The sequence below is a fragment of the Pseudoalteromonas rubra genome, from assembly GCF_005887095.1.
Taxonomy (GTDB): domain Bacteria; phylum Pseudomonadota; class Gammaproteobacteria; order Enterobacterales; family Alteromonadaceae; genus Pseudoalteromonas; species Pseudoalteromonas rubra_E.
In genome coordinates this window covers 1-12,756 of sequence record NZ_PNCI01000037.1, presented here as the reverse complement: position 1 = coordinate 12,756, position 12,756 = coordinate 1, and the positions used below count along the sequence as shown (strand labels likewise).

Annotated in this window: 9 protein-coding genes and 1 other RNA gene; 8 read left to right on the top strand and 2 right to left on the bottom strand. The window is 49.6% G+C overall.

All coding sequences use genetic code 11. The features are described 5' to 3' along the window. The 4 genes from dnaE (at position 1) to CWB99_RS15900 (ending at position 6,238) form a co-directional block, all read left to right on the top strand. The gene (dnaE, locus tag CWB99_RS15915; RefSeq protein ID WP_138550064.1) at positions 1-3,492 is read left to right on the top strand and encodes a DNA polymerase III subunit alpha; all 3,492 of its coding nucleotides are present in this window, start codon (positions 1-3) and stop codon (positions 3,490-3,492) included. 16 nt (positions 3,493-3,508) lie between these two features. After that, positions 3,509-4,465 (top strand): acetyl-CoA carboxylase carboxyl transferase subunit alpha, encoded by a 957-nt coding sequence (accA, locus tag CWB99_RS15910; protein ID WP_054015678.1) that lies wholly within the window; start codon positions 3,509-3,511, stop codon positions 4,463-4,465. A 101-nt stretch (positions 4,466-4,566) separates the two neighbouring features. Further along, positions 4,567-5,922, top strand: a complete 1,356-nt coding sequence (gene tilS / locus CWB99_RS15905; protein WP_138550065.1) for a tRNA lysidine(34) synthetase TilS — start codon at positions 4,567-4,569, stop codon at positions 5,920-5,922. Next, positions 5,897-6,238, top strand: a complete 342-nt coding sequence (locus tag CWB99_RS15900; protein WP_138550066.1) for a hypothetical protein — start codon at positions 5,897-5,899, stop codon at positions 6,236-6,238. Before tilS ends, CWB99_RS15900 begins: the two co-directional genes overlap by 26 nt. Before the next feature lie 96 nt (positions 6,239-6,334). Here CWB99_RS15900 and CWB99_RS15895 read toward each other — a convergent pair whose 3' ends face one another. Beyond that, on the bottom strand, positions 6,335-7,231 hold the full coding sequence (locus CWB99_RS15895) for a GGDEF domain-containing protein (RefSeq protein WP_138546299.1): 897 nt from the start codon (positions 7,229-7,231) through the stop codon (positions 6,335-6,337). 206 nt (positions 7,232-7,437) lie between these two features. On the opposite strand from CWB99_RS15895, the gene CWB99_RS15890 reads away from it, so the two are divergent. Further along, positions 7,438-9,438: a monovalent cation:proton antiporter family protein gene (locus tag CWB99_RS15890; protein WP_138550070.1), complete on the top strand. Its 2,001-nt coding sequence runs from the start codon at positions 7,438-7,440 to the stop codon at positions 9,436-9,438. Between the two features lie 5 nt (positions 9,439-9,443). On the opposite strand, the gene CWB99_RS15885 is transcribed toward CWB99_RS15890, so the two are convergent. Continuing rightward, complete coding sequence (locus tag CWB99_RS15885; protein ID WP_138550067.1) at positions 9,444-10,589, bottom strand: patatin-like phospholipase family protein; 1,146 nt, start codon at positions 10,587-10,589, stop codon at positions 9,444-9,446. Positions 10,590-11,191: 602 nt separating this feature from the next. Here CWB99_RS15885 and CWB99_RS15880 point away from each other — a divergent pair. From CWB99_RS15880 to CWB99_RS15870, 3 genes are all read left to right on the top strand, one after another. Beyond that, entirely contained in the window at positions 11,192-12,091 is a 900-nt protein-coding gene (locus CWB99_RS15880; RefSeq protein WP_138550068.1) for a DUF3014 domain-containing protein, read from the top strand. Positions 12,092-12,249: 158 nt separating this feature from the next. Further along, an RNA gene (gene ffs, locus CWB99_RS15875) (signal recognition particle sRNA small type) lies at positions 12,250-12,346 on the top strand. Positions 12,347-12,476: 130 nt separating this feature from the next. After that, a partial coding sequence (locus CWB99_RS15870; RefSeq protein ID WP_171045368.1) for a TnsA endonuclease N-terminal domain-containing protein occupies positions 12,477-12,756 on the top strand: 280 nt, incomplete at its 3' end.

Here is a 12,756-nt window from a genome sequence, read left to right as displayed (position 1 = left end):
ATGGCAGTCCCTGAGTTTGTTCATTTAAGAGTACACAGTGATTTCTCGATGGTCGACGGGCTGGCGAAGACTAAGCCTATCGTGGCGCGCGCCGCTGAGCTGGCCATGCCCGCATTTGCGATAACAGATCAGATGAACCTGTGTGGTTTGGTGCGGTTCTATGGCGCAGCGCATGGCGCGGGCATTAAACCTTTGGTTGGTGCCGATTTCTGGCTGAAGAGCGATCAATTCCCGGATGAGCCCAGCCGTATCGTGGTACTGGCAAAAAACAACGAAGGCTACAAAAATCTGACGCTGTTGATCTCCGAGGCCTATTTACGGGGTCACGTGTTTCACCGGCCCGTAATAGACAAAGCGTGGCTTGCAAAATACAAAGAAGGCCTGATCTTACTCTCTGGTGCCAAAGACGGTGATGTCGGTAAAGCACTACTCAAGGGTAACCCGCAATTGGTCGCCGAGACCGTAGAATTCTACGAGACCCATTTTAGCGATCATTATTTTCTGGAGCTGCATCGCACGGGCCGCGAGCAGGAAGAAGAATACCTCCATGCAGCGGTTGCGCTTGCTGCTGAGCGGGGTTTGCCCGTCGTTGCAACCAACGAAGTGGTATTCCTGCATGAGCACGACTTTGAGCCGCACGAAATTCGCGTAGCGATCCACGACGGCTATACGCTGGAAGACAAAAACCGGCCGAGACGTTTCTCTAAAGAGCAGTATCTGAAAACCCCCGAGCAAATGCAGGAGTTATTCAGTGATATTCCGGAAGCGCTGCAAAACACGGTTGAGATAGCCAAACGCTGTAACGTCACCGTTCAGCTGGGCACTTACTTCCTGCCAGATTATCCGACCGGCGATTTAAAAATCGAAGACTTCCTGGTGAAGGTGTCCCGCGATGGTCTGGAAGAGCGTTTGCAGTTCTTATTCCCGGATGATGCTGAGCGAGCAGAAAAACGTGGTCCTTATGATGAGCGACTACAAATTGAGCTCGACGTAATCAACCAGATGGGGTTCCCTGGTTACTTCCTGATCGTAATGGAGTTCATCCAGTGGAGTAAGGATAATGATATTCCGGTGGGGCCGGGGCGGGGTTCCGGTGCAGGCTCCCTGGTGGCCTATGCACTAAAAATTACCGATTTGGATCCTCTGGAATTCGACCTGCTATTCGAACGTTTCCTTAACCCTGAACGTGTCTCGATGCCCGATTTCGACGTCGACTTCTGTATGGACCGCCGGGATGAAGTAATCGACCACGTATCTAAGCTATACGGCCGTCAGGCGGTTTCCCAGATCATTACCTTTGGTACCATGGCGGCCAAAGCGGTTATCCGAGACGTTGGTCGGGTGCTTGGTCATCCTTATGGTTTTGTAGATCGTATTTCTAAACTCGTTCCTGGCGACCCGGGTATGACACTGGCCAAAGCGTTTGAGGTGGAACCGCGTCTGCCAGAAGTGTACGACGGCGACGAGGAAGTACGTGAGCTGATCGACAAGTGTCGTATTCTTGAAGGGTGTACACGTAACGCTGGTAAGCACGCCGGGGGGGTCGTTATCTCGCCCACCAGTATTACCGACTTTGCTGCGCTGTATTGTGATGAAGAAGGTAAGTTCCCGGTTACTCAGTTTGATAAAAACGACGTTGAAACGGCCGGTCTGGTTAAATTCGACTTCCTCGGTCTGCGTACTTTAACCATCTTGCAGTGGGCGCTAGATATGACCAACGAGCGGCTGGCGCGCGATGGTATTGATCCGGTTGATATCGCAGCCATCCCACTGGACGATCCGGCCAGTTTCGAAGTGCTGCTCAGAGCCGAAACCACCGCCGTTTTCCAGTTGGAATCGCGCGGGATGAAAGACTTGATCCGTCGTCTTAAGCCGGACTGTTTCGAAGATATGATAGCCTTGGTAGCCCTGTTCCGTCCGGGTCCGCTGCAATCGGGCATGGTAGATAACTTTATCGACCGTAAGCATGGTCGCGAAGACATCTCTTACCCTGATGCACAATACCAGCATGAGAGTCTGCAACCGATCCTGGAGCCGACCTACGGGATCATCCTGTATCAGGAGCAGGTAATGCAGATAGCCCAGGTTCTGGCGGGATACAGCCTGGGTGGCGCGGACTTGCTGCGTCGAGCCATGGGTAAGAAAAAGCCCGAGGAAATGGCCAAGCAGCGAACCACATTCGAAGACGGTGCGAAAGACAACGGCGTTGATGGCGAACTGGCAATGAAGATCTTCGATCTTGTAGAAAAGTTCGCAGGTTACGGCTTTAACAAATCTCACTCCGCTGCTTATGCACTGGTATCGTATCAGACGCTGTGGATGAAAACCCATTATCCGGCCGAGTTTATGGCAGCTGTAATGTCGGCGGATATGGATAACACCGATAAAATCGTCACCCTGGTGGATGAATGCGAAAACATGAAGTTGACGCTGCTGCCACCGGATGTCAACGCTGGCGTGTATAAGTTTGCGGTAAACCGTCAGGGTGAAATCGTCTATGGTATCGGCGCCATTAAAGGTGTGGGTGAAGGCCCGGTTGAAGCCATTCTCGAAGCCCGTGAACAGGGCGGTCCGTTCAAGGATTTATTCGATTTTTGTGCCCGGGTTGACCTTAAACGCCTCAACCGCAGGGTAATTGAAAAACTGATTTACGCGGGTGCACTCGACCAGCTGGGTCCGGAGAAAACCCAGCCAGGGCGTGCTACCTTATTGGCCAGCCTGAAAGACGCCATGAAGTCTGCCGAGCAGCATCACAAAGCTGAGTCTTTGGGTCAGAGCGATTTGTTTGGCCTGCTGGCGGTTGAACCAGATGAAGTAGAGCAGGCATTTGTTAAAGCCCTTCCTCTATCGGATGATGAATGGTTGCAGGGTGAAAAAGACACGTTAGGCTTGTATCTGACCGGTCATCCCATAAATCAGTACAGAAAAGAGTTAAAAAATTACACCTCGGGTCGTCTAGTAGAATTACAGCCGACGAATCGCGATGTGCAATCGACGGCTGCTGGTTTGGTTATCAATGCAAGGGTGCTGATCAACAAAAAGGGCAAACGCTGGGGTCTGATAACTTTAGATGACAAGAGCGCACGAATTGATGTACGCTTATTCCCTGAACAGTTTGAAATGTACCAAGATATGCTGCAAATGAACCAAATCTTGGTAATATCCGGACAGGTCAGCTTTGATAACTTCTCCGGCGGCATTACAATGACCGCCAGAGAAGTCTGCACCATAGCTCAGGCCCGCGAAAAGCGGATCAGTGCGATAAGAATGACATTGAGCATGGTGCAAATTGACGCGAATTTCATCGATAATCTGAAAAAAGTACTGGAACCGTATAAATTCGGTACGTGTCCGGTAAAAATCCAATATCAGCGCCCGGACGCGATAGCGGAAGTGACATTAGGTATGCAATGGTGTGTGACGCCCAGTGATGATCTCCTCAGACGGTTATCCAAGATGGCGGCGCAGGAAATAGAACTAGAATTTAATTAAACAGGTAGTTTAGAGCATGAGCCTCAATTATCTTGAATTTGAGCTTCCAATCGCAGAATTAGAAGCAAAAATCAATGAATTACAAAACGTAAGCCGCTCTGGCAGTCTTGATCTCAGCCTTGAAGAAGAGATCAGCCGCCTCAAGGAAAAAAGCGTAGAGCAGACGAAAAAGATCTTCGACAATCTGGGTGCCTGGCAGGTATCTCAGCTTGCGCGTCATCCGCTTCGTCCTTATACACGCGATTATATCGAGCGTATTTTCACTGAATTTGACGAATTTGCGGGTGACCGCACGTTTGCAAACGACCCGGCTATTCTGGGCGGTGTTGCACGATTAGACGACAAGCCAGTCATGGTTATCGGTCAGCAAAAAGGCCGCGACACAGCAGAAAAAATCAAGCGTAACTTTGGTATGCCAAAGCCTGAAGGTTATCGCAAAGCCTTACGCCTGATGGAAATGGCTGAGCGCTTCAAGATGCCAATCATCACCTTCATCGACACACCGGGTGCGTATCCGGGCGTTGGCGCTGAAGAGCGTGGTCAGAGTGAAGCAATTGCCCGCAACCTGAAAGTCATGGCTGCTCTGAAAGTGCCGACCATTTGTACTGTCATTGGTGAAGGTGGTTCTGGTGGTGCACTGGCGATTGGTGTGGGCGACCGCGTTAACATGCTTCAGTACAGCACTTACTCAGTGATTTCACCGGAAGGCTGTGCCTCTATCCTGTGGAAGAGTGCTGAAAAGGCACCTCTGGCCGCAGAAGCTATGGGTGTATCAGCGGCACGCGTTAAAGAGCTGGATCTCATCAATACCATCATTGATGAGCCTATGGGTGGTGCACATCGTAACTATGATGCGATGGCGAAGAACCTGAAGGCACAGCTGAAGCGTGATCTGGGTGAACTGGAAGCACTCAGCACAGAAGAAATGCTGGAACAACGCTACCAGCGCCTGATGTCATTTGGTTACTGCTAAGCCACAGTGACACAGCAAGATTGAAAAAAGCCGCATCGCGGCTTTTTTTGTATCTGAGAAATCGGGATAATACGACCTAAGTACTGACAACGTCCCTAATTATGATTCAGACCCCGCTTTATAAACGTTTTGCTGCCAGCCTGGATAAATTACTGGCTGATGAGGGAAAGCACGCTACAACGCCTGCGGTAACGCGTGGCCTTACCGTTGCGCTCTCCGGTGGGGTTGATTCTGTGGTGCTGCTGCACTTATGCCGTCACTACGTGCAAGCTCATACCCATCTGACGTTACAGGCGATTTATGTTGACCATGGTTTGTCGCCTAACTCAGCTCAGTGGCGGGCATTTTGTCAGGCGCAATGCGACGCGCTGGCGGTCGACTTTACCCCAGCGTCGGTCAAAGTGGTTGCACAAAGTCGCCAAAGCCTCGAAGCGCAAGCCCGCACGGCACGCTATCAGGCACTGGATACACACGCATATCCGCATCATGCATTAGTACTCGGGCAGCATGCGGATGATCAGGTTGAGACTTTCCTGCTGCGCCTGAAACGAGGTTCAGGTCTGAAAGGGCTGGGGGCGATGCATGCACGCACTGTGTTGCCATCCGGTCGGGTGTGTCTGAGACCCCTGTTAACCTGCCTGCGCGCTGACATAGAAGCGTTTGCGCACACGTTTGGGATCTCACATATCGAAGATGAATCAAACCTCAGTGACAGGTTTGACCGCAATTTTTTGCGCAATCAGGTATTGCCCCTGTTAAAATCCCGTTTTTCAGGGTTTGTGCCAAGCGTTATGCGTTCCGTTGAATTGCTACAGGGACAACAGGCGCTGCTGGATGAAATTACCCAAGCGGATCTGGCCTACTGTTCGAACGAAAACAGCTTATGTATCGAGCGCCTTGGCGGATTTACGCTGTTGCGCCAGCAAAATCTGGTGCGAGCCTGGCTAGCGGAGCAGGGCGTTCAGATGCCTTCGCATAAGCAGCTTGAACAGATCCTCGGACAGGCACTTAACGCCAGAGCAGACGCACAAATGGCTGTGACTTTGCCTCAGGGGCAGGTTCGACGTTTCAGAGGCGCACTCTACTGGGTAATAGAACAACCAGCCTGGCGTGAAAACCATGATATAGGTCAGACGCCGGTGGTGCTGGATGATACCCATGTTTTACAGGTGCAACAGGGCAAAGGTGTGCGTATGCCTGCGCCAGATGAGCAAGTGTCGGTACGTTTTAACTGTCTGAGTGAGAAAATTAAACCACTTGGACGAAGTGGCCGTAATACCCTGAAGCACTGGTTAAAAGATTATGGTGTCCCAACCTGGGAGCGCAGCCGTGTGCCCCTGATTTATTACAACGACGAGCTGGTGCAGGTGGTGGGCTTTTTCGTTAATGAGGCGTATGCGTCGTCTCAGGGACTCAACTGGAAATTAGAAGATGCAAGAAACACAAAAGATCGGTGAATCGCTGGCAAACAAAGCTATCTGGGCAGTACTTGGCTGCGGTGCATTGTTTGCAATCCTGGCGGTAAATGGTGGACTGAACATTGCCAATGTCGCGCTTAGCTTAAGCGTGGGTGGGCTCAGTGCAGCACTGTTGCTGGCTTACTGGCACGGTAAAGGCGGCAGCTTTTTTATTTTTGGCCTGGGTGCCCCCATGCTGGCCATCATATTCAGTGATCTGCCAGACTTTTTGTCACTGGCCTGGGTGATCAACAGCTTTTTTGGTGGCTTTGCCCTGCTGCTGTTGCTTTACAAACTGGCAGTGCTGCGCAAGTAATACCAATTTTCTCCTTCAAATTGAACAGGTATTAAGTGAAATTGGTATAAAGACCATATCGCGTTAGGGGACGCAATATGGTCGAGCTGTTGCAGGTTAAATTGTACGTGCGCAGTCTCGGCCTGCGTCCTTAGCGCGATACAGCCCTTTATCCGCCCGCGAGAAAATCTCATTCGGACAGTCCTGGCTGGTGGCCAGTGTAAAACCAATACTGGTTGTGACATCATGATTTTTCATGACAGTGCAACACCTGACCGATGCCATAATACGTTCTGCAATTACTTTGTTGGTAGTAAAGGCTGGATCGTCAATCAGGATCGCAAACTCATCGCCGCCAAAACGGAATACGGTATCTGTGGCCCGCACAGATGATTCCAGAATACGGGCAAACTCAATCAACACGTTGTCACCCATTTTATGGCCATAGAGATCGTTCACTTGCTTAAAATTATCCAGATCTAACAGCATCAGGCTAAAATTGCAGTGGTGACGACGACTGCGTTCAAGTTTCTTCGCCAAAAACTCATTGAACTGGCTGCGGTTTGATAATCCGGTCAGTGAGTCCTTGGTTGCCAGCTTTAACACGCGCTGATACATCAGTGCATTTCTCAGTGGATACAGCAAGCAAGTATGCAGCTGGACTAGCCTGGCCTGCAGTGCCTCACTCAGGCGATATTTACTAAAATACACAATCTGACCCAGATGCTGGTTGTTTAATTCCAGATCAAAGGTATAAGGGCTGAGCTGGTTGTTGCTCTGCTGCATTTGAAACACGCCTTCACTCGAGTGAAACTGGAGTCCGGCCAGGTTTATTATGCGCTTAATATAACCAGCAAAGATGTCGAGTAGTCCATTCACATCCAGAGTTGTTTGCAGTTTTTCAGTCAGGCTCATCGGGTTTTCGGGGACATGCGACATTTGCATTTGCGCGTTAAACGGCAAAAAATCCCCGCGCGTCGGCGCCCGTTGAGTCAAAATATGGACATTTTCCATCTAATATTCCCCTAAAGTACAACATTCAGTCTGTTCTAAGCGAGTTTCATGCCAAAAATTTAAACTGGCTGAAAAACAGCTGCTTGCTATATTTAGTAGTGAATAAAAATTGCTCAACACTATTTTATTGACGCTTGGGAGGCGGTTTGCAGCAAAATTTTGCCGGGTTTTTAGGTGAGGATGTCACCAGTACATTAGTTGCCGCCCTGGAGGGTCAGTTTGCCGGGTTGATAGCGTTATTACTCTGTGCCGTTGCGCTGGTGTGGTCGTTCAAGCGTGTTGGGCTGCCGCCAATCCTGGCATATCTGCTGACCGGCCTACTGGCAGGCAGTTATGGATTTGGCTGGATAGACAACAGCCATGAGATCCAACTGATTGCAGAACTGGGGATCGTCTTCTTACTTTTTAGTTTGGGTTTGGAATTTTCAATTCCTAAACTGATGGCAATGCGCAGTGTGGTATTTGGTCTGGGAAGCTTACAGGTTTTGGTCACCACTGTGGTGCTGGCGGTGATCTTAAAATATCTCGGCTTTAACTGGATAGAGGCACTGATCATTGCCAGCCTGATAGCCTTGTCATCTACTGCGGTTGTGGTCAAAGAGCTTAAAGAGCGGGGAATATTAAACATACGCCGTGGCCAGCTGGCCGTAGGCGTATTACTTTTTCAGGATATTGCCGTTGTCCCTTTGCTTATCACCATTCCTTTATTAAGTCAGTCAGATAACCAGGTGCTGGTTGGGGCTTTAATCCTCGCGCTCGCTAAGGGAGCGTTTGTTTGCATGTTACTCTGGGCCATCGGAAAATGGGTGCTGCCTAAAGTATTCAATGAAGTTGCGATGGCACGCACCGATGAATTATTCGTACTGACGACTTTGGTGGTAGCGCTGTGTGCCGGGGCGCTGACCTATGCGTTTGGTCTGTCTATGGCACTGGGCGCGTTTTTGGCCGGTATGATGCTCGGTGAGAGTCAATACAGGCACCAGCTGGAAGCTGAAATTCGGCCGTTTCGCGATATTCTGATGGGGTTGTTTTTCGTCACCGTGGGCACGCAGTTAGATGTTTCTTATGTCATTCAGTCTTTTGTTTACATTATTCTGGTGCTTGCGTTACTTATAGTACTGAAGCTAAGCATTATTTTTCTGCTGGCGCAGTTGATGGGAGAGCGCCGCAAAGATGCATTTGCAGCAGGTATCTTGCTCTGGCAAATGGGGGAGTTTGGCTTTGTGCTGGTGGCTCTTGCCGGCAAGCATCAGCTACTCAGCGCTGAGGTAGCGTCTTTTCTGATAGCCCTGGGCGTGCTGTCTATGGCACTTACGCCATATTTGATCAGTGAAACAGACCGTCTTGTGAAGCTGCTACGTATTGACAGCGAAGGCCGACCTGATCCGCACGAACAGGGGTTTATAACGTCAAGCAAAGTAAAAAACCATGTGGTGATTTTTGGGTATGCTCGTGTCGGTCAGACTATTGCCCGGTTTTTACGTCCGGAGGCCATTCCTTACATTGCGGTGGAGCGCAACCCGGCGATTGTGCAGGAGGCCCTGACCGCCGGTGAGCCTGTGGTGTTTGGTGACCCAACCCAACAAGAGGTGCTCAAGTCTGCCAATGTCAGTGAGGCCCGCCTGGTGATCATCTCACTGAATGACTTTGATAAAGCTCAGGCGGTCATTGATGCAGTGAAACGTTTTGCGCCAGAGGTAAAAATTCTCGTCAGAATGAAAGATGACACCCACCTTGAGGCCTTAAAAGAGCTGGGGGCGACAGAAGTGGTGCCCGAATCGCTGGAGGCCAGCCTGATGATGGTGTCGCATGTATTGTATATGTCGGGCGTGCCGATGCGGCGGATCCTTAAACGGGTGAGTATAGAGCGACAAAATCGCTACGAATATTTACACGGCTTTTTTACCGGCGACAGCCAGGAAATGAAAGAATACGCGGGCCCGGAAGGCGCAAGCTACAGCTCAGACAGGCTGGAATACCTGCATGCAATCGCATTGCCTGACGACGCCTACGCTGTAGATAAGTCAATCGCAGAGCTGGATCTGGCGCGCCATAAAGTGGTGGTAAAAGCACTGCGGCGCAACGGAGAGGAAATTTCCATCCCCGATGAGGAAACCACCTTGTGCGCCAGTGATGTATTGCTGCTAAAGGGCAAGCCGCGTCGGGTAGAGCGGGCGGAACAATTCCTGTTAGACGGCCTGCCTTAGGCCCGTTAATCCAGCTCCAGAAAAGCGCGTATCTCGTCTAACCTGTCTATGCCATCCTGATAGCCATACTCAATCAACTGTCGGGTGTAGGCTTTTTCGAACAGCAGGTAACTGGTTAAACTCGACGGAGAGTGCCGTTTTACCCCGATAGAACGCAGTAACAGCTTGATGGCCATTGGCAGTTCATCGTAGTAGTGCAGCGCCAGTTCATTAAAGTTGTGAGTAGGGTTAACCACCAGAGTATTAATATGTTTAAGCTCTTTGTGTTTGTCTCTGGCAGGCAACAGGCCCACCGTACGATTAACCCGCTCCAGTCGCTCAAGATCAGACTGCAGCGTATCGCTGAATACACTATCAAGTAAATGACCTGCCACCACAGACATGCCCGGAAAATGCGGTTCGTAACCAATTGGCGTGGGTATTTTGGGTTGCTCCACACCAATGATAAAGATTTTTTCTGCCCCCAGATGAATTGACGGGCTGAGTGGCGACAGCTGGTGGATTGAGCCATCGCCATAATAATGATGCCTGACCCGTACGCTGGGAAACACCATGGGAATGGCACTGGACGCCATCAGGTGATCAAGCGTGATGTGATCGGGTACGCCAATACGTTTAGCGCGCTGCCAGGGTTGTGCATCTCTGGCCTGGTAAAACGACACAGAGCGACCAGTCGAGTAACTGGAAACTGTAACAGACAAGGCATCCAGATAACCGCGCTGAATGTGGCGGTCGATCCGCGAGAGATCGAGCACATCGCGCAATAAATGGCGAAGGGGGGTGTTGTCGAGCAAACTCGCTGGTGGCTGGTTAATGTATTCCGCCTGAAAACTTCGCATCATATTACCCAGAATATGGCCAAATGCCCCGATAAAACCGCTTTCATAGACCATATCTGTATGGAAGTTTTTCCAGATAGACTCCACTTTTCGAATGGCCAGATGCATATTTGAGGCATAGCAGGCAAGGCCCGCGGAGTTGATAGCGCCCGCCGACGTACCATTAATAATACGAAATGGCAGCGGTGCGGTTCTGGGCTGGCTGTGTGCCAGTGCCTTAAGTACACCAATCTGATAGGCCGCACGAGCGCCGCCACCGGTTAACAACAGGGCCGTTTGAGGTCTTGAACGCGAGGTGTGATGTTGACTCATATGCTTCCTTAACCACTCAAATTTACTTGGCTGAGTTGAGATTGCCACATCAGCCATTCAAGGTCAGACACTACTACTATAATGGTATGTTTAACTTAGTAAAACAGTAATACATCGCTTAACCGAAGCAAATTCATTGACGATTCATATTGAGCCCATATGCTCACTAACCTGTAATTGGCATTGCACCTTATCAGGGATGCGATATCTTTTACTATACTGATCCACTTAAATGAGTAGCTAGCCTGAAGGCAAGCGGGGCTCAGCGCTATTCAGGCAAAAATGGCACGCCCTGATCGCAATACATGTGAGCGTCCTGATACCGTGAGCGGCTGAGTTTATCCACCGCATGGCGACCTGCTCATCTGGATTAGTATTGAATCCTCACCAATACAGGAAGCATAGGTGAGTAGACGCGTTTAAAGATACCAAAAAAGCCACAGGTTGCAGGTGCAAAGGTCGTCAAAACGGCCATCAATAAGCTATAATCTTTTGTATATTATAGATTATTTTTGTTGTCTGGTGAGTGGCAGGCCGCTATATCTGGTACTTTAATCACCCTAAGTGCAACAAATTCGTTTAGCAAATTTAATGGAGTTTCCATGTCAGAGCACAACTCAGCAGAATCAAGGAACAGCAAGCCTTCTAATAGCCACTTATTGCTTGCCGTAAGCGTGGTCGTGGCCCTCGTGATAGTGGCCATTTTTGTGCTTTCAAACCGGGACAATCAACAGGAAAATACAAAGTTTAAACAGGATGTTGTGGTGCCGGAGAAAACACCAATGGAAGTCGTTAATACCGCGCGCCCGGAGCCGCAGCCTCAGGTTGAAGAAGCTGTTGAGCCTGCACCGATTGTGGAGCCTGAGCCTATTCCTGAGCCAGAGCCGCTGCCACAGCGCGAACCAGAGCAACCTGTTGCAACGCCGCTGCCCTCACTGGACGACAGCGACGTGGCCCTGAGCGAGCAAATTTCGAATTACCTGAATGATACCGCAATGGATTTAGTGGTGACAGAAGACATGATCCGCCGTAGCGTGGTGTTTGTCGATAACCTGGCACAGGGTAAAGTGGCTAAAAAGCACTTCCCGGTCAGTAAGCCAACAGATAGCTTTATGGTCATTGAAGATGACATCATCATCACAGATCCAAACAGTTTCGAGCGCTACACGCCTTATGTGAACATGCTTAACGCCATTAGTACTGCGCAACTGGTGCGTACGTACAACAAATTCAGACCTCTGATCGGTGAAGCGTACGAAGAAATTGGCTACGACGGGGGCGAGTTCGACCTGACTTTGCAAGAAGCCATAGGCGAGTTGCTGGAAACCCCAATCCCGGAAACCAGCCTGCCTTTACTACAAGAGTCAGTCACCTACAAATATGCCTATGCAGAATGGGAGCAATTATCCGATGCGCAAAAACTTTTCCTGCGCATGGGCCCGGAAAACATGAAAAAGATGAAGAAACGTCTGCAAGACCTAAAAGTCGCGCTGGCCAAGTAACCCGAAAACAAAGTAAAAAACCCAACCAAACCAACAAAGCTCGTCTAATTGTATATTCACTATGCAGTTAGCCGGGCTTTTTAACATTTCCCCTTGCAACCAGACGCGAAACTCGCGATAATCCCTCCCGCGCCAAACAAGGCCCTCAATGGTAGTCTTATTGGTCCTCTCGCAACGATAGTTCGTGAACCTGGTCAGGTCCGGAAGGAAGCAGCCACAGCGAATGACTCGTGTGCCGGGATGTGGCTGGTAAGACTGCCACCCAAACTCTCAGGTTTGTTGTTTGAGGTGTAAGTTGTCATATTAGCCCTTCAAACCTGTCAGAATTTGCATAATAACTTGTCATAGTCTAATTATTAATGAGTACAACTCGTTGGATCTAATAATGATTAGGCGGAAGCTCAAACATTCCAGAGTAAAAAACTTATACAAATTTGCGAGCGCAAAGAACAATTGTATGTGTTTAGTCGAAAGCTCACTCGAGTATGATGCATGTTTTCATTTCGAATATTCCCCTAAAATAAAATGTTTTGAAGCGCAGCCCCTGGGATTCATGTATGAATTTGAAGGGAAAAGCAACAGGTATACCCCCGACTTTCTGCTCACTAATACATCAAATAAACAGCAGCTGATTGAAATTAAACCTAATACCATTTTGAATAATT